Below are 23,813 nucleotides of genomic sequence, written 5' to 3'. Positions count from 1 at the left end.
GGCAGGTCGTCCGGGGACGCGTCCGGGCGCCGTCGGGCACCGGTGGGTGTCCGACGGCGCCCGGCGGGCCGTGCGGTCAGCGCAGCGACGCGCGGCGCTTGCTCACGAGGTCGAACGCGACCGCGGCGAGCAGCACGAGGCCCTTGATGGCCTGCTGCCACGCCGCGTCGACGGCCATGATGGACAGGCCCATGTTGAGCACGCCCATGATCAGCGCGCCGATCATCGCGCCCGAGATGCGGCCGACGCCGCCCGTCACCGCGGTGCCGCCGATGAAGCACGCGGCGATCGCGTCGAGCTCGTAGTTCATGCCCGCCGCGGCGACGCCGGCCCCGGCGCGCGACGTCGTGATGACCGCGGCGACCGCGGCCAGCACGCCCATGTTGACGAAGATGCCGAAGTCGACATGACGCGAGCTCACGCCCGAGAGGACGGCCGCGTGACGGTTGCCGCCGATGGCGTAGACGTGCCGTCCGAAGACGCTGCGGTTGAGGACGAACGAGTACGCGATGATCAGCGCGCCGACGATGAGCAGGACGATCGGCGTGCCGCCCGCGCTCAGCGCGAGCCAGTACGTCACGACGCCGATGAGCGCGGCGGCGACGACGACCTTGATGACGAACGCGGACATCGGTTCGACCGACAGACCGTGCTTGCGCAGCGACGTCCGCGAGCGCCACTGGGAGACGGCGAACGCCGCGATGCCGATGGCCCCGATCCCGAGCGTCACGACGTCGAGGTCGCCGACGAACCCGAACCAGTTCGGGACGGACCCGTTGCTGATGGCCTTGAACCCCTCGGGCAGGCCGGCGACGGTCGTCCCGACGAGGACGATCGCGAGCCCGCGGAACACGAGCATGCCCGCGAGCGTGACGATGAAGGCGGGGATCCCGACGTACGCGACCCAGAAGCCCTGCCACATGCCGACGAGCGCACCGACCACGAGGGACAGGAGCACCGCGACGAGCCACGGCAGCTCCCACTGCGTCATCATGATCGCGCACAGGCCGCCGACGAACGCGACGACCGACCCGACCGAGAGGTCGATGTGACCGGCGACGATCACCATGACCATGCCGATCGCGAGGACCATGACGTACGCGTTCTGCTGGACGAGGCTCGCCACGTTGTTGGGGTAGAGCAGGCGCCCGTCGGTGAGCACCTGGAAGAGCAGGACGATGACGAGCAGGGCCGCGACGATGCCGTACTGGCGGACGTTGCGGCCGAGGTACTCCCTGACGACGTTCATCGGGCTGTGGCCCCCTTGTCCATGGTCATGTGGTGCATGAGCTTCTCCTGTGTGGCCTCGGCGCGCGGGACCTCTCCCGTGATGCGTCCCTGGCTCATGGTGTAGATGCGGTCGCAGACCCCGATGAGCTCGGGCAGCTCCGACGAGATGACGAGCACGGCCTTCCCGGCGTCGGCGAGCGCGTTGACGATCGCGTAGATCTCGTACTTCGCGCCGACGTCGATGCCGCGCGTGGGCTCGTCGAGGATGAGGACGTCCGGGTCGGAGAAGACCCACTTGCCGAGGACGACCTTCTGCTGGTTGCCGCCGGAGAGCTTGCCGGCGAGGGACTCGACCGTCGGGGCCTTGATCCCGAAGTCGCGGCGGTACTCCTCGGCGACCGTCGCCTCCTCCTCGCGCTGCACGACGCCCCAGCGGGCGACCTTGCCGAGCGCGGACGCGGAGATGTTCTCGCGGATCGTCTGGATGAGGTTGAGCCCGTAGCGCTTGCGGTCCTCGGTCGCGTAGGCGAGGCCGTGCGAGATCGCCTCGGCGACGGTCCGGGTGCGCACGGGGACGCCGTCCTTGTAGACGCGTCCGGAGATCCGCGTGCCGTACGCGTGGCCGAACACGCTCATCGCGAGCTCGGTGCGCCCGGCGCCCATGAGCCCCGCGAGGCCGACGATCTCCCCGGCGTGCACCGTGAGGTTCGCGTTGTCGACGACGAGGCGCTCCGTGTCCACGGGGTGGTGCACGCTCCAGTCCTCGATGCGCAGGACCTCGGCGCCGATCGACGGGGTCCGCTCGGGGAAGCGGCTCTCGAGCGAGCGACCGACCATCCCCCGGATGATGCGGTCCTCGGTGACGGGCTCGTCTCCGTGCAGGTCGAGCGTCTCGATCGTGCGACCGTCGCGAAGGATCGTCACGCGGTCGGCGATCGCCTCGATCTCGTTGAGCTTGTGGGAGATGATGATCGAGGTGATGCCGTTCTCGCGGAACTGCTCGATGAGACCGAGCAGGTGGGCGCTGTCCTCGTCGTTCAGCGCGGCGGTCGGCTCGTCGAGGATGAGCAGGTCCACGCGCTTCGACAGGGCTTTCGCGATCTCGACGAGCTGCTGCTTCCCGACCCCGATGTCCATCGCGAGCGTCGCCGGGTTCTCGTCCAGGCCGACGCGCGCGAGGAGCTGGGCCGCCTCGGCGGAGGTCCGGTTCCAGTCGACCACGCCGCCGGTCGCCTTCTCGTTGCCGAGGAAGATGTTCTCCGCGATCGACAGGTACGGGACGAGCGCGAGCTCCTGGTGGATGATGACGACGCCGCGCGACTCGCTGTCGCGGATGCCCCGGAAGGCGCACGGCTGGCCGTCGAGGAGGATCTCGCCGTCGTACGAGCCGTGGGCGTAGACGCCCGAGAGGACCTTCATGAGCGTCGACTTGCCGGCGCCGTTCTCGCCGCAGATCGCGTGCACCTCGCCGCGCCGCACCTCGAGGTTCACGTCCTGCAGCGCCTTGACGCCCGGGAACTCCTTGGTGATCGCGTGCATCTCGAGGATGTTGTGCGTCTCGAGCACGTTCTCGAGGACCATCCTTGCTCCTGTCTCGTGCGCGGGGCGCCGTCGGTCGACGGCGCCCCGCGGTCGGGTCGGGCGGACCGGTCCGGGGTGCGCGCACCCCGGGCGCGGCCTCAGAGCCCGAGCTGCTCGGCGGTGTAGAAGCCGGACTCGACGAGCGCGCTCTCGACGGTGTCGGCCGTCACGACCTGCGGCTCGAGGAGGTACGACGGCACGACCTTGACGCCGTTGTCGTACGTCTCCGTGTCGTTGACCTCGACCTCGTCGCCCGCGACGATCTGCTCGACCATCGTCGCGACCTGGTCGCCGAGCGTCCGCGTGTCCTTCCACACGGTCATCGACTGCTTGCCGGCGAGCATGTTCATGACGTTCGCCTCGTCGGCGTCCTGGCCCGTGACGATCGGCCAGTCGGCCTCGGTGTACGAGGCACCCTCGAGGGCCTGCTCGATCCCCAGGGCGAGCGAGTCGTTGGGCGACAGGACGACGTCGACCTTCTTGTCCGTGTAGAACGAGTTGAGCCGGTTCTCCATCTCGGACTGGGCCTTGGCCGACTCCCAGCCCTGGATGCCGATGGAGTCCCAGTCGTCGACCGTCGCCGGCGACTTGCCCGACGGGACGACGAGCTGGCCCGACTCGACGTACGGCGCGAGGACGTCCCACGCCCCCTTGAAGAAGAACTTGGCGTTGTTGTCGTCCGGCGACCCGGCGAACGGCTCGAGGTTGAACGGACCCGCACCGCCCTCGAGGTCGAGCTGCTCGACGATGAACTCGCCCTGCAGCGTCCCGACGAGCTCGTTGTCGAACGTCGCGTAGTAGTCGACGTGCTCGGAGCCGTTGATGAGGCGGTCGTACGCGATGACCGGGACGTCGTTCTCGGCCGCCTGGTCCAGGACCGGGCCGAGCGCGGTGCCGTCGATCGACGCGATGACGAGCACGTCCGCGCCCTGGTTGATCATGTTCTGGAGCTGGGTGATCTGCTGGTCGACCTTGTTGTCGGCGTACTGGAGCGTCGTCTCGAAGCCGGCGTCCTGGAGGAGGCCCTCGAGGTGCTCGCCGTCGTTGTTCCAGCGCTCGAGGCTGCGCGTCGGCATCGCGATGCCGACGAGGGTGTCGCCGGAGTCGGCAGCCGTCTCGCCGTCACCGGAGTCGCTGGCGCGCTCGGAGCTGCACGCGGCGATGGAGCCGAGGAGGAGGGCTGTCCCCGCGATCGCGGCGACCTTTCTGCGCACGGACGTCATCGTCTTCCCTTTCGTCGTCGAAGGTCGTGCCTCCCGAACCGGGCGGCACGACGGGCCGTGGTCGAGCGCCGCCCGTCGTCGGGCGGTCGCGCTCCCACGCGGCACGCCACGGAACGTAGCCCTGGCTGAGTTCGATGGTCAAGCGCTCCCAACGCGTCGTAACCATTTTGTGTTCGAAGGTCGAACTCATGCTCATAGGCGGGCCGTCACCGCCTGTCACCGCCTCGACGCGGACTTCGGACGGTGTAGCCTGCGGCCTGTGAACAGCGACCGGTCCACCCCCGGTTCGCAGACCTCCCTCCGAGAAGCGAACCGACACCGGATCGTGGATGCCGTCCGGCGCTACGGCGGGCTCACCCAGGTCGAGCTCGCCGAGGCGACCGGCCTCTCCACGGCGACCGTCTCGACGATCGTCAAGGAGCTCACCGGCGCCGGGGTCGTGGAGACCCACCCGGCGTCCCGGTCGGGGCGGCGCGCCCAGATGGTCACGCTCGCGCGACGGCTCGGCGTCGTCGGCGCGGTGCAGTTCGGGCAGCGCCACCTCACCGTGGCGCTCGGCGACCCGACGCGCGAGATCCTCGCCGAGCAACGGATGCCGCTCCCCGTCGACCACCGCGTCGACACCGGCCTCGACCGGGCCGCACTCCTCGTCGTCGAGCTCCTGGAGCGCGTCGGCGCGGGCGTGGACGAGCTCCTCAGCGTCGGTGTCGCGCTCCCCGCCCCGGTCGACGAGGACACGGGCATGATCTCGGTGCCCGGCGTGCTCCGGGGCTGGGACGGGATCCACGTGGGTCAGGTGCTCGCCAAGCGCCTCGCCCGGCCGGTCGTCGTCGACAACGACGCCAACCTCGCCGCGCTCGCGGAGCACGAGCTCGGCGCGACCCGCAGCCACCGCGACTCGATCTTCGTCCGCGTCTCCCACGGCACCGGAGCGGGCATCGTCCTCGGCGGGCGCCTGCACCGCGGCTACGCGGGAACCGCGGGCGAGATCGGGCACGTCCAGGTCGACCCCACCGGCCCGATCTGCCGCTGCGGCAACCGCGGCTGCCTCGAGACCGTCGTCGGTTCCGCCGCCCTGCTCGCGCTCGTGCGCACGAGCCACGGCGAGCTGACGCTGCGCGACCTCGTGCAGGGGGCGCTCGACGGCGACCCCGGCTGCCGACGCGTCGTCGCCGACGCCGGCGACCGGGTGGGGTCGGTCGTCGCCGCCCTCGCGACGACGCTGAACCCGCGGGCGATCGTCGTCGGCGGGGAGCTCGCAGAGACCGGGGACGTGCTCCTCGCCCCGTTCCGCGAGTCGCTGCGTCGCCATCTGGTGCCCAACACCATCGCTCCCGTCGAGGTGCTCGCGTCCGAGCTGGGCCCCCGCGCCGAGATCCTCGGAGCCCTCGCCCTCGCGCTCGGCGCGACCGACATGGCCACCGACGGCCTCGCGGTCGCCCCCGTCCCGTCCATCGAAGGTGAACCGACGTGACCGCCACTCCCCGCATCCCCGCGCTCGCCCTGCACGGGATCGACAAGTCGTTCGGCGCCGTGCAGGCGCTCACCGGCGTCGAGCTCGAGATCCACCGCCACGAGGTCGTGGCGCTCGTCGGCGACAACGGCGCCGGCAAGTCGACGCTCGCCAAGATCGTGGCCGGGGTCCTGACCCCCGACGCCGGGATGATCGAGTCCGACGGCGTGCCCGTGACCATCCCCAGCCCGGTCGCCGCGCACGCGCTCGGCATCGCGACCGTCTTCCAGGACCTCGCGCTGTGCGACAACCTCGACGTCGTCTCGAACCTCTACCTGGGCCGCGAGCTGCGGCGGGGTCGTCATCTCGACGAGGCGACCATGGAGGAGACCGCGCGCCGCGTGCTCGCCGACCTCAACGCGCGCGTCCCCTCGGTCCGGGTCCCCGTCTCGGCGCTCTCCGGCGGGCAGCGGCAGAGCGTCGCCATCGCGCGCACGCTGCTCGGCGAGCCCCGCGTCGTGGTGCTCGACGAGCCCACCGCCGCGCTCTCGGTCGCGCAGTCGGCCGAGGTCCTCAGCCACATCCTGCGGCTGCGGGACATGGGGCACGCCGTGATCCTCATCAGCCACAACATGACCGACGTGCGCGCCGTCGCGGACCGCGTGGAGGTCCTGCGGCACGGGCGGAACAACGGGAGCTTCTCCGGGCAGGGCGCGAGCTACGAGGAGATCATCGCGGCGGTCACCGGCGCGACGACGGTCGCCGGCGCGACCCCGCCCCGACCCGCGCAGGGCACCGTCCGGCGCTGAGGCGACGTGGCGGTGCCCGTCAGGCGCCCTGCTGCTCCTGGGCGGCGTCGTCGCGCACCTCGGCCGCGCCGAGGATGCGGCGCAGGTAGGTGTACGTGAGGTCGCCCGCGGCCTTGTCGTACTGCTCCTCGTACCCGTGCTTCGTGTACATCGCGAGGTTCTGCTTCGAGTCCTTGCCGGTGAAGACCCAGATCTCCGTCGTCTGCTCGGGCAGGTACGGGAGCACCTCGAAGAGCATCTGCGTGCCGATGCCGCGGCCCTGCATGTCCGGGGCGACGGCGAGGCGCCCGAGCGTCGCCCGGCTCTCCTCGATCTCGACGCGGACCGACCCGACGAGGCGGTGGTCGAGCCATGCCCCGATCGTCACGACGTCCTCGCGCGCGAGGTCGTCGCGCAGCTCGTGCAGGGTCTGGGTCAGCGGCGGGATGTTCGGGTCGCCGTACAGCTGCGCCTCGGTGACGAACGCCGCCCGGCGCAGGGTCAGGAGCTCACCGGCCTCGGCGTCGGTGACGAGGCGGGTGGTGATCTGCGCGTCGTTCATGGGTTCATCGTGTCAGACGTGGGCGCCTCGCACGGCCCGTGTCCGGGTGATGTCCGCCCGCGAGGTCCACGGGGGCGACCACGGCGGCCTGCGCCCGACGGCGCGACTACCCTCTGGAAGGTGTCCACGACAGCACCTCGGCCCGCGACCACCGACCCCACGCACTGGGTCCTCACCCTCTCGTGCCCCGACGGTCCGGGGATCGTGCACGCCGTCGCCGGGGCGCTCGCCGGGCTCGGGGGCAACATCACCGAGTCGCAGCAGTTCGGCGACCCGCTGTCGGGCCTGTTCTTCATGCGCGTCCAGGTGGAGGCCGCGGTCCCGCGCGACGCCCTCACGGACGCGCTCGCCCCGGTGGTCGAGCGGTTCGGCATGGCGTGGGAGCTCGACGTCGTCGGCCGACGCGTCCGCACGCTCCTCATGGTGTCGAAGGCTCCGCACTGCCTCGTCGACCTGCTGTACCGCGAGCGGTCGCAGGCGATGCCGATCGAGGTCGTGGGCGTCGTCGGGAACCACACGGACCTGCAGGACATCGCGACGTTCTACGGCAAGCCGTTCCACCACGTGCCCGTGACGCGCGAGACCAAGGCCGACGCGGAGTCGCGCCTGCGCGCGCTCGTGGCGGAGCTCGACGTCGAGCTCGTGGTGCTCGCGCGCTACATGCAGATCCTCTCCGACGACCTGTGCCGCGAGATGCCCGGCAGGATCATCAACATCCACCACTCGTTCCTGCCGAGCTTCAAGGGCGCGCGCCCCTACGCGCAGGCGCACGACCGCGGGGTCAAGCTCATCGGCGCCACCTCGCACTACGTCACGGGCGACCTCGACGAGGGGCCGATCATCGAGCAGGACGTCGCGCGCGTGGACCACTCGCGCCGCGTGGAGGACCTCGTCGCGATCGGCGAGGACGTCGAGCGGCAGACGCTCGCGCGCGCGGTGCGCTGGCACGCCGAGCACCGCGTGCTGCTCGACGGGCACCGCACCGTCGTCTTCCGCTGACCCCGCTCGCGCGAGAGCCCCGGCCGTGCGGGAGACGACGCCGGTCCACGACCGGCGTCCTCCCCCGCGCGACCGGGGCTCTGCTCGCCGTCAGGAGCAGGAGAGCCCCTCGTACGGGACGTCGGACGTCGAGGTGACCTCCTCGCCGTCGACCGTAGCCGTCGCGGTGACCGTCGCCTCGCCCGCCTCGAGCGCCGTCGCGCGCGTGGCGAACGACTGGTACGCGTTCTTCCCCGGTGCGACGTCCGCGAAGGACTTCGCGCCGAACGGCGTGCGGAGCGTGACGTCCACCGGAACGGCACCGTCGTTCGTCGCGCGGACCGCGACGTACGCCTTCCCGGCGAGGCAGCGTCCCGTGGCCTCGACCGTGACGGGCAGACCGTCCGCCGTCTGCGGGTCGACGAGCACGGCGACCGTCCGGGCCGGCACGGTGACGGTCCCGGTCTCCGCGTCCCACGTCGTCTCCCGCACGACGGCGTCGCTCCCCTCCTGCTGGACGGGCGAGAGCACGTAGTCGCGGCCGGCGAGCGCCCCGACCGTGTACGTGGCCGGCTCGGGCGAGGCGTTGAACACGGCGAGCAGGCCGTCGAGCGCCGGGTCGACGTCGTCGCCCACGAGGTCGTCGACCGCCATGACGATCACGCCGGGCTCCTGGCCGGTGCCCGCGTCGGGGAACGTGACCTTCTCGCGGATCGCGTCGGCGTCGCCGAGACGGAACAGCTCGGTCGAGTGCCGCAGCCTCAGCAGGTCCTGCGCCTGCGCCGAGGCGGTCGCGATGTCCTCCGGCGACGGCTTGAGCGCCGGGTCCGCGAGGAGCGGTGCCATGAGCGGCCACTTGTCCTCGTTGTCGGCCGCCATCGGCAGGCCCTTGCCGAACCCGTTGTCCTGGCCGGACCAGTCGATCGCGTTGAACCAGTCGCCCGAGTCGTAGCTGTTGCGGTCGAGCGACTTCGAGCGCAGCAGGTCCGTGCCGGCGTGCCAGAACGACGGCGTCTGCGACAGTGCCGCGGTCGCGAGCGAGACGGCGTTCATCCGGACGCGCTCGTCCATCGGCGTGTCCGCCGGCAGCTTGAGCGTGAGCAGGTCGAAGAGCGTCTCGTTGTCGTGCGCGTCGACGTAGGTGACGACCTCCTCGGGCGAGTCGGCGTAGCCCGCCGGCGCACCGCGGTAGTCGATCTCGTCACCCCGCTGCTCCTCGCCCGTCGAGGTGACGAACGTGAAGTCGCGCAGGTTGCCGGCCAGGCCGAGGCGCACGAGGTCGGTCTGGTGACCGAGGTCGGCGTACTCGTCCTCGGAGCCGTCGTTGACCGTGCCGGGCTCTCCCGCCCGGGCAGGCTGCCCGTTGGGGTCGGTGGCGAGACCGGTGCCGAAGCCCTGCGTGAAGGTCGATGCTCCGTCGACGGGCGACCCGCCGTGCACCGCGTCGCGCAGGCGGTCGGAGAACGTCCCGATGCCGGTGCCACCGAGCTGGCCCTGCGTGGCCTGCTCGAACAGCGCGTTCCCCGCGACCTCGCCGAAGTCCCAGCCCTCGCCGTACAGGTAGACCGACTCGCCGTCGACGCCGTCCTCGGCGAGCGTCAGCCCGTCGAGGGCAGCACGGACGTCGAGCATGTTCTGCTTCGAGTGGTGGCCCATGAGGTCGAAGCGGAACCCGTCGACCTTGTAGTCGCGCGCCCACGTGACGACCGAGTCGACCATGAGCCTGCCGGCCATCGCGTGCTCCGTGGCGACGTTCTGGCAGCACGTGCTCGTCTCGACCGCACCCGAGGTCGGGTTGAGCCGGTGGTAGTAGCCCGGCACGACCTTGTCGAGCACGGACTTCTCGTCCTGACCGCTCGCCGCGGTGTGGTTGAACACCTGGTCGAGCACGACCTGGAGGCCCGCGTCGTGCAGTCCGCCGACCATGGTGCGGAACTCCGCGACGCGCGCACCGCCGTCGGCGTCCACCGCGTACGACCCCTCGGGGGCCGAGAAGTGCCACGGGTCGTAGCCCCAGTTGAAGCCGTCCTGGCCCTGCACCGCCGCGACCGCGGCCTGCTGCTCGGACGAGTCGGGCGCGAAGCCGCTGAGGTCGCCCGTCGTGGCCTGGTCCGCGCGGTCCTCGGGGATCGAGGCGATGTCGAACGTCGGCAGCAGGTGCACCGTCGTGAGGCCCGCGTCCGCGAGCTCGCGCAGGTGCGTCATGCCGTCCGACTCCTCCTGGGCGAACGCGAGGTAGGTCCCGCGCTCCTCCGCCGGGACGGTCTCGTCCGCGATCGAGAAGTCGCGCACGTGCAGCTCGTAGATCGTCTGGTCCACGGGCCGCTCCACCACCGGGGCGGGCGTGCCCTCCCACAGGGACGGGCGGAACGCCGGATCGTCCAGGTCGACGGCCACCGAGTGCGTGGAGTCGAGCGTCAGGCCGACCGAGTACGGGTCGGTCACGACGTTGGTCTCGAACTCGCCGGTGCTCGGGACGTAGACCTGCACCTCGTAGAGGTAGCGGGCACCCTTCCAGCCGACGGCCGCGCCTCCTGGGCCATCATCGAGCTTCTTGGCCGCCTCCTTGCCGTCGAGCGTCCACGTGCCGTCGGACTGGCGCGTGGTCGCGAACCGCTCGGGCTCGTCGTCGAGCGAGGTCCCCGCGGGCCAGGCGAGGAGCGAGACGCCCTGCGCCGTCGGCGCCCAGAGCGCGAACGACGCCCACTTCCCGTTGGCGTGCCACGTGAGCCCGAGCTCGCGGTCGGCCGCGTCCTCGGCGAACAGGTCGTCGACCACGCCCGGGATCTGCACCCCGGTCGCCGCCGTGAGCGTCTCGCCGTCGGTGCGGGTCACGAGGAGCTGACCGCGGAGCGCCGCCTCGACGGCGTCTCGCGAGACCGGCTCGCCGTCCGCGTCCGTCACGCGCAGCGCGGTGTACGCCGCGAGCGCCGGGAAGTCGGCCGCCACGTCCTCGTGCAGGCCGCCCGCGTCGGCCTCGAGGGTGTACGACGTCGCGCCCTCCGGCGCGTCGACCGCGCCGTCCGCGACGGTCAGCCCGCCCTCGGGCGCGGTCCACAGGGTGTACGCGTCACCCGTGCCGAGGTCGCCCGGCCATGCGACGACGTCCTCGCGGACCCAGTGCGCGGCCTGCTGACCGGTGCCCGGCAGGGGCGGGTTCTCGACGCCGATCTCGAGCACGTGCGTCTCGAGGTCGTAGGTGAAGGTCACCGTCTCGCCGTCGCCGACGGAGAACTGGTAGTTCGCCCCGCCCGGGGCCCCGCCGACGCCGTAGTTCTCGGCCCAGCTCAGCCCGTGGGCGATCTTGCCCTCGTACGCGCCCGCGGCGAGGTCGTCCGTGGACCACGTGTACGTCCCGTCGCCCTCGGGGTCCTTGAGCCACGTCGCGAGGCAGTCGGGTGCCCACGTGCCCGGGCAGCCGACCTGGTCCTGGAACGACCCCGCGAGCGTGACGACCGGCCCCTGGGCGGTGCTCGAGAAGTCCTTGCTCACCGGGTCCCAGTAGAACGTCACCGGTCCGCCCTCGGTCGTGTACGTCGCGTTGCCGCCGCCCGCCACGCCGCCGACCCCGTAGTTCACGGTCCACGACCCGTTGATCGCGACCTTGTACTCGTAGGTGCCCGCAGGGACGTCGAACGTGCCCGCGTACACGCCGTCGGGACGCTTCGTGAGCTGCGCGGCCTCGCAGCCCGGCGCCCAGTCGCCGGCGCAGCCCATCTCGGAGTTGTGGCTCCCGGGGACGGTCACGAGGTCGATCTCGGGCTCGGGCTCCTCGGAGACCGTCCCGCTCACGTCCACGCCGACGCTCGCGAACGTCGACGCGGCGGCACGGTCGCCGTCGGCGTCGGACGTCACGGCGCGGTACTCGACGAGCGTGCCGTCGGGCAGGTCGGTCACGTCGTGGAAGACGCGCGGCGTCGTGTCCTCGGCCGTCCCGAGCGGTGTCCACTCCTGGGTTCCGACCTCACGCCACGCGAACGACGTCTCGGACCACGCGTCGGCGTCCACGGTCGCGCCGACCGGTGCCACGCCGCTCAGCGCGGCTCCCGCCGCCGGGACCGTCACGGCGATCTCGCCGGACGAGTCGGCGCCGACCTGGCGGTCGGCCACGAGCACGACGGCGGACGTCGCCGGGACGGCGAGCGTCACCGTGCCCTCGGCGTCCGCGGTGACTGGCTCGCCGTCGCCGTGCAGCACCTCGTACGAGGCGCCCGGCGTGAGGGTCGTGAACGTCGCCTCGCGCTCGTCCGACGCGTTGTTCAGCGCGACGAGGTGCTCGATCTTCTCCTCGCGGTCGACACGGCTGAAGGCGTAGACCCCCGCGCCGTTCGTGACGTGGCGCTCGACCTGGGCACCCGTCGCGAGCGCCGGGTGGCTCTCGCGCAGCGCGGCGAGCGACGCGATGTGCTCGTAGAGCGGCGCGTCGGTGCCGTAGCGGTCGACGCTGCCCGCCTGCTCGCCCGTGACGAGCGGCTGGTCGGCGTACTCGGCGACCTGGGTCGCGAAGAGGGTCTGGCGTGCGTCCTTGTCGCCGCCCGTGCCCGCGAAGCCCTGCTCGTCGCCGTAGTACACGACCGGCTGGCCGCGCGTGAGGTACATGAGCTCGTGCGCGAGCTCGTCGCGCGCGAGCGGGTCGTCCGTCGACGCGAGCATGTACCCGACACGGCCCATGTCGTGGTTGCCGAGGAACGTCGGGAGCGCGCTCGCCGACGAGTCGGGCGTCGTGTACATGTCGTCGCTCGCGAACAGCGACGCGAGACCCTTGGCGCTGTTGCCGCTCGCGAAGCTCGTCGCCGCGGACTGGAACGTGAAGTCGAGGGTCGAGCTCATGTCGGTGCGCCGCACGTACGGCGACAGCTTCGCCGCGTCGGCGTCGTACACCTCGCCGAACATGAAGAAGTCGTCCTTGCCCTGCGCGTGCGCGTAGTCGAGGACCTCGGTGGTCCACGTCTCCCAGAACTCGAAGTTCACGTGCTTGACGGTGTCGATGCGGAATCCGTCGATACCGAGGTCGACCCAGTCCTGGTAGACGTCGACGAAGCCGTCGACGACCGTCGGGTGCTCGGTCATGAGGTCGTCCAGGCCGTCGAAGTCGCCGTACGTGACCGACTCCCCCGTCCACGTCGAGTTCCCGCGGTTGTGGTAGAGCGTCGGGTCGTTGAGCCACGACGGGACCTTGAGCTCCTCCTTGCCCGTGGGCACGAACGGCGTGTACGGGAACGACGTCGCCGGGTCGAGCTCCGGGAAGCCGTCGGTGCCCGCGTACGTCGCCGGGTCGAACACCGTCCCCGACGCGTCGCGATACGGCGACGTCGCCTGGTCGACGTACGAGTACTGCTTCTCCTCGTAGTCGACGACGTCGGCGGTGTGGTTGGTGATGATGTCGAAGTAGACCTTGATCCCGCGGTCGTGCGCCTCGTCGATGAGCGCCTCGAGCTCGGCGTTGGTGCCGAGGTGCGGGTCGATCTGCGTGAAGTCGGTGATCCAGTAGCCGTGGTACCCGGCCGACGCGTCGGCCCCGGTGCCCTGGACGGGCTGGTTCTTGAACGACGGCGTGAGCCAGATCGCCGTCGTGCCGAGCCCCTCGACGTAGTCCAGGTTCTGTCGCAGACCCGCGATGTCGCCGCCCTGGTAGAAGCCCTTGTCGGTGGGGTCGAACCCGGACGTCAGCGGGTCGTCGCCGAGTCCCGCGGTGTCGTTCGACGGGTCGCCGTTGGCGAACCGGTCGGTCATGACGAAGTAGAAGCGCTCGTCGGACCCGGGCTGGCGCACCGGCGGGACCACGAGCGCGGCGTCCTGCGCGTCGTCGTACTCCCCCGCGAGACCGAGGGGTGTGAGCGCGATGCGCTGGGTCGCGTCGTCGAACGTCACGCGCACGCGCGTGTCGCCCCCGAGCACGAGCGGGGCGTCGTCCTGGCCACCGTCGCGCCCGTAGGCCTCGTCCCAGGCGTCGTTCATGGCGACCTTGTACTGCCACGTACCGGCGGGGACGTCGAACTCGGCCGACCAGACGCCGGGCGTCTCGGTCGGGGAGAGCTCGGTCGCGGCGCACGCGGGATCCCAGTCGGCCGCGCAGCCGAGCTCGGACTGGAGGTCGCCCACGAGGGCGGCAGTGCGGTCGGCGCCGGCCGCAGGAGCGGCCAGCGCGGCGACGGTGAGCCCGGCGAACGTCGAGGTGGCCAGCGCGAGCGCGGTGACCGACGCCGTCGCGCGGGACGCGCGAGACCGGGAGTGGTGGGATGACGCGGTCGACGACGCTGAGCGCCGACGCGGCGTGGAGGTCATGGAGGACTCCCTCGTCCGAAGAGATTCGTGCGGAAGCCACGCGAGGAGCACGGACGGACGACGGGACCAGCAGCGGACGACGTCGGCCGGGCCAGGCGCTTCTCAGCGTACGGCTGGCCCGACTGTACTGCTTGCAGAAAGTTGCAGCAAGAGTCTGCACGCCACCGACCGCAGCACGAGCGGAGGGTGGGGTGAGTCGTCGCGGGTCGTGGCGGGTCTGGCGAAGAGCCGCGGCCGCCCTGGAGCGGAGGGTGGGGTGAGTCGTCGCGGGTCGTGGCGGGTCTGGCGAAGAGCCGCGGCCGCCCTGGAGCGGAGGGTGGGGCGAGTCGTCGCGGGTCGTGGCGGGTCTGGCGGGAGCCGCGAGGGACGAGCGGCGGATGGTAGACCCGCGACGACTCGCCCCACCCTCCGCGGACTCGCCCACCCCCGCGAACTCGTCGACGCTCGAGAGCGTCAGCCCGCGAGGTGCCCCCACCGCGCCGCGAGGTCGCTCCACGGTCCGACGTCGGCGACCACGCCGTCCTCGAGCACCACGACACGGTCCGCCCGCGCGAGCGCTGCCCGCTTGGACGTCGCACCGATCACCGTGGTGCCGCGCTCGCGCAGCGACGTCCACAGCTCGATCTCCGTCGCGGCGTCGAGCGCGCTCGAGACGTCGTCCGCGAGGAGGAGCTCGGTCTCCGTGGCGAGCGCACGTGCGAGCGCGAGGCGCTGCACCTGCCCGCCCGACAGCCGGACGCCGCGGTGCCCCACGAGCGCCTCGTGGCCGCCGGCCTCCACGACGTCCTGCTCCAGGCGTGCTGCGGCGACAGGCCCGTGCACGTCGCGCTCGTGACCGAGCCGGACGTTGTCGGCGAACGTCCCCGAGAGCACGCGCGGCACCTGCGCGACGTGCGCGACCTGGCCGGGACGCAGGAAGGTCTGGGCGTCGACGACGTCGGTGCCGTTCCACCGGATCGCGCCGGTGTGCTCCATGAGCCCGGCGAGGGAGGAGAGCAGGCTCGACTTGCCGGACCCGACCTGGCCCAGGAGCAGCACCAGCTCACCGCGGCGCACCGACAGGTCGACGTCCTGGACGCCGATCGTGCCGTCGTCGTGCAGGGCCGTCATGCCGGCGAGGTCGAGCCGCTGCAGCGCCTGCCGGGGCCCCGGCGCGGGCGAGGGTGCGGCGCCGGTGAGCAGGTCGACGCCCGGCGGCAGGTCCATGAGGTCGGCCCCCGCCGCGAACCGGCTCGTCACCTGCTGCCACGAGCGCGTCCCCGGGGCCTCGGTCACGACGGCGCCGGCGACGACGCCGAACCAGCCGAACCCGTTGACGGCGTTGGCGACCAGCAGAGCAGTGGCGAGGTCCCACGTGCCCGTGAGGAGCCCTCCCCACGCCGCGACGACACCGAGCTGGATCATGACCAGGGGCACGCCGTCGAGCGCCGCCTGGACCCGGTGCTCGAAGACCGCGGCACGGACCCGGCCCGCGTCGACGTCGCGCAGGTGGGCGTGCACCTGCGGCGTGCGGGCGGCGAGCTTGACGGTGCGCGCCGAGTCGAGCGCGGAGACCAGCGCCCGCCCGAACCGGGCGCGCGCGGCCGACGACCGCGTCGCCGACCGGCCGGCGATCGGCCGCCCGAGCGCCGAGGCCGTCGCCGACACGACCATCACGGCCAGGAGGACCGCGCCGGCGAGCCACGAGCCGCTGAGGAGCGCGGTGACGCCCGCGATGAGGAGGCCGTTGACGAGATCCACCCACCGGTCGGCGTACCGGGCGAAGCGGTCGGCGTCCATCGCGCGCGCGACGACCTCGCCCGGCGGGGACGCCGGGAGCCGGTGCTGTCGCGTCTGGCCGGACATGACGGCCAGGCGCACCCGGAGCAGCACCTCGATCCACCAGCGCGGGTAGACGTACACGGCCCGCGCGAGGCACAGCGGGGCGACGACGAGGAGGACCGCGAACGGCACGAGCAGCGCGACGGGGAAGCCGTCGTCGAGCCCCTGGACCGCACGTCCCCAGAGGAATCCCGTGATCGCGCCCTGTGCCGAGAAGAGGCTCGCCACGAGGAACAGCACCGCACCGACCACACCCCACGCCGGCCGGACGAACAGGGCGTGGAGGATGCCGCGCGCGAGGCTCGGTCCGTCCCCGGGATCGCGGAGCTCGGGGGGCGTCCCGCGACGTCGCCGTCCGCCGACGGACTCCGACGGCGCCGCCGCCCCACCCGCCCCGGGACCGCTCGTCGTCGACGCGTCGGCCGCCACGACCTGCTCGCCAGGCACGCCGTCGAGGGGGTGCTCACCGGGCCCCGCCTGGGCGACGCTCGCCTCCAGCAGGGTGCGGTACGGGCCCCGGACCTGCGCGAGCTCGGCCCGCGTGCCCTGCTGGACGACGCGGCCGTGGTCGAGCACCACGACGAGCCCCGCACGCTCGATGGTGGACAGCCGGTGCGCGACGAGGACGCCCGTGCGCGCGGCGAGCAGGCGCTCGGACGCGGCGACGACCCGCGCCTCGGTCAGCGGGTCCATGCGCGCCGTCGCCTCGTCGAGCACGACCACCTGCACGTCGCGCACCAGGAGCCGGGCGAAGGCGACGAGCTGCTCCTCCCCCGCGGAGAGCGACGTGCCGCCCGGTCCCAGCAGCGTGTCGAGCCCGTCGGGCAGACCGGCGACCCAGTCGTCGAGCCGGAGCTCGCGCACCGCGGCCTCGACGTCGTCGCGCGGCACGTCCGCGAAGAGCGCGATGTTCTCCGCGAGCGTGCCCGCGAGGATCTCGGTGCGCTGGGTGACCACGCCGACCGCGGCGCGCAGCGCCTGCAGGTCGAGGTCGCGGACGTCCGCGCCACCGACGAGCACGGAGCCGCGCGGCGGCTCGACGGCCCGGGAGAGGAGCGACGCGAGCGTCGACTTGCCCGACCCCGTGCGGCCGACCAGCGCGACCGTCTCCCCGGCCGGAACACGCACGCTCACGCCGTCGAGCGCGAACGTGCCCTCGGCGTAGGAGAAGTGCAGGTCGCGCAGCTCGATGCCGACCGGCCCCTCGGGCACGTCGCGTCCGCCCGTCGGCTCCGGCGGGACCGCGAGCATCTGCCGGATCCGCGTGAGCGCCCCGAGACCTTCCTGGATGTCCGGGAGGTGGTGCACGAGGTTGTCCGTCTGCCCGACGAACATCGCCGTGACGAGGAACAGGGTGACCAGCTGGTCGACGGCCAGGTCGCCGTCCACGGCGAGCGCCGCGCCGGCCACGGCGGTCCCGGCCAGCAACGACGCCAGCACGAGTCCGGCGCGGCGGACCATGCGCGACTCGACCGACAGCACGGCCTCGAACGTCCGGTGCACGGCGGCGGAGAGCCCGGCGAGCCGGCGGACCGCGAACGACTGGCCCAGGCTGGTCCGCAGGTCGTCGCGCGCGGCGACGGCCTCCTCGAACGCCGCGGCCTGGTCCGTCCAGGCGGCCTCCTCGATCACCTTGCGGCGGGAGATCTCTCCCAGCATCGGCCGCACGAGCAGCCAGGCGAGCAGCCCGAGCAGTGGGAAGAGGAGCCAGGCGGGCCACCAGGTCAGGCCGGCGACGACCCACATGGGGACCACGCCGACGAGCGTGCGACCGGCGCCCCAGAGCTGCCGTCGCACCAGTGTCCCGACGGCGTGCGTGTCGTCGTCGACCCGGTCCAGCACCTCGCCCACGGCCTGCTCGGTGAGGGTGTCCAGCGGCTGGTGCAGCGCCGCGGTGAGCAGGTCCCCCCGCAGCGTCCCCTCCGCACGGTCGACGACGCCGGCCCACACGACCTGTCCGGCCGTGTCGAGCAGGGCGGCACCGACGATGCACGCCGCGAGCAGCTGCAGCGTCGCGGTGGCCGGGTCCTCGGCGATCCACCCCGCCACGACGGTGCCCAGAGCGGCCCCGACCGCACCCAGGGCGAGCGCGACCAGCGCGACGACGGCCTGGGGCCCGCGCAGCCGCCGCCAGCCCAGCACCCGGGCAGGGTCGAGCGTCTCGCGAGGCGGCGTCGCGCTCTCGCCGGGGTCCGTCGGGTGGCCGGTGGGGGCGGGTGCGTCGATCATGGCCCGTCGACCCTACGGTGCGGGTACGACACCGGCGCAGGGAATTACGCCGCCGGGGGCCGCGTGGACCCCCGGCGTCGCGGGACGCTCCGCGTGTCAGACCAGCCCGAGCTCCGAGACGGCCTGCCGCTCCTCCTCGAGCTCCGCGACCGACGCGTCGATGCGACCCCGCGAGAAGTCGGAGATCTCCAGGCCCTGCACGATCTCCCACGCCCCGCCGCGCGAGACCACGGGGAAGGACGAGATCAGACCGGTCGGGACGCCGTACGAGCCGTCCGAGACCACGCCGGCGCTCGTCCAGTCGCCCTCGGGCGTGCCGAGCACCCAGTCGTGGACGTGGTCGATCGCCGCGTTCGCCGCCGACGCGGCCGACGACGCACCGCGCGCGTCGATGATCGCCGCACCGCGCTTGGCGACCGTCGGGATGAACTCCTGCTCGAGCCAGCCCTGGTCCGTGGCGAGCTCCCCACCGGGCGTCCCTGCGACGTCGGCGTGGAACAGGTCCGGGTACTGCGTCGCGGAGTGGTTGCCCCAGATGGTGACCTTGCGGACCTCCGAGACGGGCACGCCCGCCTTCTTCGCGACCTGCGTCAGCGCGCGGTTGTGGTCGAGCCGCGTCATCGCGGTGAAGCGGTCCTTCGGCACGTCGGGCGCGTTCGACGCCGCGATGAGCGCGTTGGTGTTCGCCGGGTTCCCGACGACGAGCACGCGCACGTCGTCCGCCGCGCCCGCGTTGATCGCCTGGCCCTGCGGCTTGAAGATCCCGCCGTTCGCCTCGAGCAGGTCGCCGCGCTCCATGCCCGGCCCGCGCGGGCGCGCACCCACGAGCAGCGCCACGTTCGTGCCCTCGAAGGCCGCCGTCGGGTCGTCGAAGATGTCGATCCCGGCGAGCAGCGGGAACGCGCAGTCGTCGAGCTCCATCGCGGTGCCCTCGGCCGCCTTGACCCCCTGCGGGATCTCCAGGAGACGCAGGCGCACGGGGGTGTCGGGGCCGAGCAACTGGCCCGACGCGATGCGGAACAGCAGCGCGTAACCGATCTGACCGGCCGCGCCGGTCACCGTCACGTTCACGGGGGAAGTCATGCGCTCACTCTCCCACAACGCCCGTGCGCAGGTCGCCGCACGCGTCGTCGCCCTGGGCGTCGGTCGACGGCGCCGGGTCGACCTGGGAGGCCGGGGCCCCACCGTGGTCCGGGCGAGGTGACGGGACCGGGAGCGGGGCCGGAGAGAAGGAGGGCCCCGCGAAAGGCGACCAGGACGACGAACGGCGACGCTCCCCGGAAGGGAGCGTCGCCGTCGAGACGCGTGCAGGGCGGGTCAGCCCAGGCGCGCCTTGAGGTTCTCGTCGAGCGCGGCGAGGAAGTCCTCGGTGGTGAGCCACGCCTGGTCCGGGCCGACGAGGAGCGCGAGGTCCTTCGTCATCTGGCCGGACTCGACCGTCTTGACGACGACGTCCTCGAGGGTCTGCGCGAACTCGGTGACCTCGGGGGTGCCGTCGAGCTTGCCGCGGTGCATGAGGCCGCGGGTCCAGGCGAAGATCGACGCGATCGGGTTGGTCGACGTCGGCTTGCCCTGCTGGTGCTGGCGGTAGTGACGCGTCACCGTGCCGTGCGCGGCCTCGGCCTCGACGGTCTGGCCGTCGGGGGTCATGAGGACGGAGGTCATGAGGCCGAGCGAGCCGAAGCCCTGCGCGACGGTGTCGGACTGGACGTCGCCGTCGTAGTTCTTGCAGGCCCAGACGTAGCCGCCCTCCCACTTCATGGCCGAGGCGACCATGTCGTCGATGAGGCGGTGCTCGTAGGTGAGCCCGGCCGCGGCGAACTGCTCGGCGAACTCGGCGTCGAAGACCTCCTGGAACAGGTCCTTGAACTGGCCGTCGTAGGCCTTGAGGATCGTGTTCTTCGTGGAGAGGTACACGGGGTAGTTGCGCTGGAGGCCGTACGCGAACGAGGCGCGCGCGAAGTCGCGGATCGACTCGTTGAAGTTGTACATGCCCATCGCGACGCCGCCCTCCTCGGGCATGGTCACGACGTCGAACTTCTGCGGCTCGGAGCCGTCGGCCGGCTCGAACGTCATCGTGATCTTGCCGGGGCCCGGGACCTTGAAGTTCGTCGACTTGTACTGGTCGCCGTGGGCGTGACGGCCGATGATGATCGGCTTGTTCCAGCCCGGCACGAGGCGCGGGATGTTGGAGATGATGATCGGCTCGCGGAAGACGACGCCGCCGAGGATGTTGCGGATGGTCCCGTTCGGGGAGACCCACATCTTCTTGAGGCCGAACTCCTCGACGCGCGCCTCGTCGGGCGTGATGGTCGCGCACTTGACGCCGACGTTGTACTGCTTGATCGCGTTCGCCGCGTCGATCGTCACCTGGTCGTCGGTGGCGTCGCGGTTCTGGATCGACAGGTCGAAGTACTTGAGGTCGACGTCGAGGTAGGGGTGGATGAGGCGGTCCTTGATGAACTGCCAGATGATGCGCGTCATCTCGTCGCCGTCGAGCTCGACGACCGGGTTGACGACCTTGATCTTGCCCATGCGCAGATCGCTCCAACTGTCGGGGACTGGTGCCCCCGGACCGGACGGCCACCTGACGGGCCTGTCGGGCCGTCGGTCGGTTGTCCGTCGCACGCGAGGGCGTTTGCTGACCGCCGTCCAGCGTACTCGACTTCTCGACGTCAAGATACTTTGTCAGCCGCTCCTCGCGGGCGCCCGACTGCCTGGGCGACGGGCGCGTGACTCTGACGTCGCTGGAGCCTCTTCCACGAGCCAGAGAGACGGCCGGCAGCACGACTCCGCCTCTCATGGCGACGGTTGAGGATCGGTTCTACGAGCACGACGGCTGCTGCCGCGAGAGTGATCGAGACCGTCGCGGCGATCTCGTGCGTGCGGACGATCGCGACGATCGCCGCAGCCAGCACGACAGCGGGCCGGATCAGGGTGAACGGTCCGAGAACGAGTGCTGAGGCGAGGTACTTGAGCTCCCACCGGAGCGCGCCGTACACGCCCAGCGCGAGAAGAACGATGAGCGCGTACGGTCCGAGCACGGCCATGGCCGCCAGGCCTGCCGCCCGGTACGTGGCCATGGTTGCGGCGCCCAGGACCACGTCGGTCAACATCGAGGCGATCGCCGGCGCTGCGAGCAGCGCCATCAGCACAGCTCCGCGGAGCAGTCCTCTCCGACTCTCCTCGGCATGCTCTACCAGGCCCGTGCGGCCCAGCGAGGCCCGGAACCCGCTGAACGCCCCGTCGAGCAGCGCGAGGCACACGAGCGCGGCGATCACTGCACCGGTCATGCTCTGACCCCGACGATCGGTCTGAGCACATCCAGCGCCCGCGGATGCCAACGCGAACCCTCACGCACCTCGACGCGGTACCCGGGCGCACTGGCCCGGACGGCGGTGAGCAGAGCCCCCGAAGGGTGAGAACGCCGAGCGGACAGCACACCGTCGTGGCGCGAGACGGGTTCACGCATCCGCGCCTGGTGGAAGACCCACGCCCCAAGAGTCGACCAGAAGCACGGCGCGATGTCCCAGTGAGCGAAGGCGAGCACCTGCAACCGCGCCTGGACCGCGAAGAAGCCCGCGAGCTAGTCGGAGGTCAAGTGGTGGAGCAAGCCTGTCGACACGACGACCGTCCGGGCGCCGTCGTCGATCGCGACGCCCGGTGTGAACGCGTCTCCGTTCACGAACCGGACCGGAAGTCCTTCCGCCCGTGCCAGGCGCTCGGCCTCCATGACGAGGACTGGGTTCAGATCCACCCCGACCAGCTCGACGGATCGTGGCAAATCACCGCGCATGGCGATGGACCGGAGCACATGGCCGAGTCCGCAGCCGATGTCGACGACTCGGACCGGCTGTCCGCAGTCGTGGCCGATCTCGGCGAGCAGCGAGCCGACCAGCGCCGCCACACGCCGCCCCAGCTGCAGCTCCTCCCCCAGACGCGCCAGCTCGTAGTGGACACGAAGACCGAGCGCGTCCACCGCCACCGGGTCGAGCCGTGACCCGGTCGCCGGCATCCGACGGACGAGCCGCGCGGCACGCCGCTGGCCGCGGTCGCGCAGATCCGCCTCAGCCACCGATCGATCCACGCCCCGTCGCCCACCACTCGGGTCGAAGGACCACAGAAGGTCGGTGATCTCCAGCGGCCGGGCTCTCATGAGCGAAGTCAATCCCATGCGCGGCCCGCGTGCGCCCTGGCGCTCACGTGGACGCTCACCCGCAGGGTCGTCGACGCGACGCTCCCCGCCGGGCGACGACGGCGCGTCGTAGCGATCCTTGACCGGGGTCGCCCGGGTGCATCCGCCGGGGTCGATGCGGTACGCGATTCCGGAACCGATCGTCCCGGGTGATGAGACGCGGCGTCATTCCCAGGGTCTACACGGCCGATCTCCACCCGATGTCCTGAGAACGGTGGCAGGATGCGCACAGATGCCCGGATCTGCGCGGCATCGTGCCGTCATCCCGACTCCGAACACAGACAGGAACATCATGTCCCAGGACACCACCGCTCCCGGCTCAACGGGCGGACCCGTCGTCGAGGACGTCACCGTCGAGCGGACCGAGTCCGTCGCGGTCGTCCAGCCCGGTCTCCTCGCGCGCCTCGGCGCCGAGGTCTTCGGCACGTTCTTCCTCGTCCTCGCGATCGTCGGCGTGGCGATGTGGGCCCGGTTCTTCAACGGCAACCTCGTGCTCTCCGTCGCGTTCGCGGGCGGCGTCGCGCTGCTCGCCGCGATCGCCGCGGTCGGTCACGTCTCGGGCGGGCACTTCAACCCGGCCGTGACGCTCGGCGCCGCGATCGGCGGCCGGACCGCGTGGCGCGACGTGCTCCCCTACTGGCTCGCCCAGGTCGTCGGTGCCGTGCTCGCCGGGCTCGTGCTCCTCGCGACGATCCCGCGGTCGTCGCTCGACGTGCTGCAGCAGAACACCCTGATCGACGAGGCGACGACGGCGGCCCTGTTCCGCACGACCGCCAACGGCTTCGACGCGCACTCCCCGCTGACGTCCACGTTCGCGGCGGCCGGCGTCGAGGTGACGGTCGGCCTCGCGGCCGCCCTGCTCGTGGAGGTCGTCGCGACGGCCGTGCTGGTCGGCGTCATCCTCGGCGTCACGGACAACCGCACGCGCAGCACGATCGCCCCGATCGCTATCGGGCTCGCCCTCGCGGCGCTCCTCCTCGTCGCGGCGCCGTTCACCAACGCCTCGCTCAACCCTGCTCGCTCGACCGTCTCGGCCGTGTTCGGCGGCGACTGGGCGCTGAGCCAGCTCTGGCTGTTCTGGGTCGCCCCGCTCCTCGGCGCGGCGATCGCCGGCCTGTTCTACCGCGCCTTCGCGTTCGCGCCGGCGCAGGACGACCTCCTCGGCGAGGACCAGCTCGTGACGACCGAGGAGCTCGACGTCGAGGAGCCCGTCGCCGTCTCCACCGGACCGACGGCCGGTGCCGCGGCGACGACCGGCGCCACCGCGACGGCCACCGCCGACGACGCGGCGACGACCGTCCCGACCTCCTCCGAGCCGGTGACCGCCGCACCTGCGGCAGTCGCACCCGAGCCGGTCGAGTCCTCCGAGGTCGTCGAGGCCCCGCGGACCGACCGTCCCGCTGCCGAAGGCGACGACGACACGCAGGCACCGAAGGTCTGAACCACGGCACGACGACGCGGGGCCCGG

14 protein-coding genes are annotated in these 23,813 nt (G+C 72.0%); 4 read left to right on the top strand and 10 right to left on the bottom strand.

Annotation, left to right across the window (positions count from 1 at the left end):
* Positions 1–76 precede the first annotated feature (76 nt).
* The 3 genes from mmsB to chvE all read right to left on the bottom strand — a co-directional run bounded on the left by mmsB (position 77) and on the right by chvE (position 4,034).
* Positions 77–1,249 carry a multiple monosaccharide ABC transporter permease gene (gene mmsB / locus NFS20_RS17670; protein WP_251153124.1) on the bottom strand — a complete coding sequence of 391 codons (1,173 nt, stop codon included), beginning with the start codon at positions 1,247–1,249 and terminating at the stop codon, positions 77–79.
* Positions 1,246–2,811, bottom strand: a complete 1,566-nt coding sequence (mmsA, locus tag NFS20_RS17665; RefSeq protein WP_251153123.1) for a multiple monosaccharide ABC transporter ATP-binding protein — start codon at positions 2,809–2,811, stop codon at positions 1,246–1,248. The genes mmsB and mmsA overlap by 4 nt, the downstream gene beginning before the upstream one ends.
* 98 nt (positions 2,812–2,909) lie before the next feature.
* Positions 2,910–4,034 (bottom strand): multiple monosaccharide ABC transporter substrate-binding protein, encoded by a 1,125-nt coding sequence (chvE, locus tag NFS20_RS17660; RefSeq protein ID WP_251153122.1) that lies wholly within the window; start codon positions 4,032–4,034, stop codon positions 2,910–2,912.
* Between the two features lie 259 nt (positions 4,035–4,293).
* On the opposite strand from chvE, the gene NFS20_RS17655 reads away from it, so the two are divergent.
* Together NFS20_RS17655 and NFS20_RS17650 are read left to right on the top strand one after the other, a co-directional pair.
* A complete protein-coding gene (locus NFS20_RS17655; RefSeq protein ID WP_285821149.1) occupies positions 4,294–5,508 on the top strand; it encodes an ROK family transcriptional regulator in 1,215 nt (404 codons plus the stop codon).
* Positions 5,505–6,296 carry an ATP-binding cassette domain-containing protein gene (locus NFS20_RS17650; RefSeq protein ID WP_251153120.1) on the top strand — a complete coding sequence of 264 codons (792 nt, stop codon included), beginning with the start codon at positions 5,505–5,507 and terminating at the stop codon, positions 6,294–6,296. The genes NFS20_RS17655 and NFS20_RS17650 overlap by 4 nt, the downstream gene beginning before the upstream one ends.
* A 19-nt stretch (positions 6,297–6,315) precedes the next feature.
* Here the strand turns inward: NFS20_RS17650 and NFS20_RS17645 are convergent, their stop codons facing one another.
* On the bottom strand, positions 6,316–6,837 hold the full coding sequence (locus NFS20_RS17645) for a GNAT family N-acetyltransferase (RefSeq protein WP_251153119.1): 522 nt from the start codon (positions 6,835–6,837) through the stop codon (positions 6,316–6,318).
* Between the two features lie 120 nt (positions 6,838–6,957).
* Here NFS20_RS17645 and purU point away from each other — a divergent pair, with 120 nt between their 5' ends.
* The gene (gene purU, locus NFS20_RS17640; protein WP_251153118.1) at positions 6,958–7,836 is read left to right on the top strand and encodes a formyltetrahydrofolate deformylase; all 879 of its coding nucleotides are present in this window, start codon (positions 6,958–6,960) and stop codon (positions 7,834–7,836) included.
* A 90-nt stretch (positions 7,837–7,926) separates the two neighbouring features.
* Here purU and pulA read toward each other — a convergent pair whose 3' ends face one another.
* The 6 genes from pulA to NFS20_RS17610 form a co-directional block, all read right to left on the bottom strand.
* Positions 7,927–14,100: a pullulanase-type alpha-1,6-glucosidase gene (gene pulA, locus NFS20_RS17635; protein WP_251153117.1), complete on the bottom strand. Its 6,174-nt coding sequence runs from the start codon at positions 14,098–14,100 to the stop codon at positions 7,927–7,929.
* Positions 14,101–14,553: 453 nt separating this feature from the next.
* Entirely contained in the window at positions 14,554–18,150 is a 3,597-nt protein-coding gene (locus NFS20_RS17630; protein ID WP_251153116.1) for an ATP-binding cassette domain-containing protein, read from the bottom strand.
* A gap of 96 nt (positions 18,151–18,246) precedes the next feature.
* Positions 18,247–19,233 carry a malate dehydrogenase gene (locus tag NFS20_RS17625; RefSeq protein WP_251153115.1) on the bottom strand — a complete coding sequence of 329 codons (987 nt, stop codon included), beginning with the start codon at positions 19,231–19,233 and terminating at the stop codon, positions 18,247–18,249.
* Positions 19,234–19,467: 234 nt separating this feature from the next.
* Complete coding sequence (locus NFS20_RS17620) at positions 19,468–20,685, bottom strand: NADP-dependent isocitrate dehydrogenase (protein WP_251153114.1); 1,218 nt, start codon at positions 20,683–20,685, stop codon at positions 19,468–19,470.
* A gap of 140 nt (positions 20,686–20,825) precedes the next feature.
* Positions 20,826–21,443, bottom strand: coding sequence for a hypothetical protein (locus tag NFS20_RS17615; RefSeq protein ID WP_251153113.1), 618 nt, complete (start codon positions 21,441–21,443; stop codon positions 20,826–20,828).
* Positions 21,444–21,736: 293 nt separating this feature from the next.
* Positions 21,737–22,306 (bottom strand): class I SAM-dependent methyltransferase, encoded by a 570-nt coding sequence (locus tag NFS20_RS17610; RefSeq protein ID WP_251153112.1) that lies wholly within the window; start codon positions 22,304–22,306, stop codon positions 21,737–21,739.
* A 331-nt stretch (positions 22,307–22,637) separates the two neighbouring features.
* Between NFS20_RS17610 and NFS20_RS17605 the strand changes: the two genes are divergently transcribed.
* Complete coding sequence (locus NFS20_RS17605) at positions 22,638–23,786, top strand: aquaporin (RefSeq protein ID WP_251153111.1); 1,149 nt, start codon at positions 22,638–22,640, stop codon at positions 23,784–23,786.
* Positions 23,787–23,813 lie beyond the last annotated feature (27 nt).

Origin of the sequence: Cellulosimicrobium sp. Marseille-Q4280, assembly GCF_943181405.1 — a bacterium.
Taxonomy (GTDB): Bacteria; Actinomycetota; Actinomycetes; order Actinomycetales; family Cellulomonadaceae; genus Cellulosimicrobium.
The sequence above is the reverse complement of the archived record's forward strand: the minus strand, read 5'-3'. Positions and strand labels throughout refer to the sequence as shown.

Coding starts and splice junctions, on each gene's coding strand:
- mmsB (WP_251153124.1), bottom strand. CDS start 1,249: ATGAACGTCGTCAGGGAGTACCTCGGCCGCAACGTCCGCCAGTACGGC.
- mmsA (WP_251153123.1), bottom strand. CDS start 2,811: ATGGTCCTCGAGAACGTGCTCGAGACGCACAACATCCTCGAGATGCAC.
- chvE (WP_251153122.1), bottom strand. CDS start 4,034: ATGACGTCCGTGCGCAGAAAGGTCGCCGCGATCGCGGGGACAGCCCTC.
- NFS20_RS17645 (WP_251153119.1), bottom strand. CDS start 6,837: ATGAACGACGCGCAGATCACCACCCGCCTCGTCACCGACGCCGAGGCC.
- pulA (WP_251153117.1), bottom strand. CDS start 14,100: ATGACCTCCACGCCGCGTCGGCGCTCAGCGTCGTCGACCGCGTCATCC.
- NFS20_RS17630 (WP_251153116.1), bottom strand. CDS start 18,150: ATGATCGACGCACCCGCCCCCACCGGCCACCCGACGGACCCCGGCGAG.
- NFS20_RS17625 (WP_251153115.1), bottom strand. CDS start 19,233: ATGACTTCCCCCGTGAACGTGACGGTGACCGGCGCGGCCGGTCAGATC.
- NFS20_RS17620 (WP_251153114.1), bottom strand. CDS start 20,685: ATGGGCAAGATCAAGGTCGTCAACCCGGTCGTCGAGCTCGACGGCGAC.
- NFS20_RS17615 (WP_251153113.1), bottom strand. CDS start 21,443: ATGACCGGTGCAGTGATCGCCGCGCTCGTGTGCCTCGCGCTGCTCGAC.
- NFS20_RS17610 (WP_251153112.1), bottom strand. CDS start 22,306: ATGAGAGCCCGGCCGCTGGAGATCACCGACCTTCTGTGGTCCTTCGAC.
- NFS20_RS17605 (WP_251153111.1), top strand. CDS start 22,638: ATGTCCCAGGACACCACCGCTCCCGGCTCAACGGGCGGACCCGTCGTC.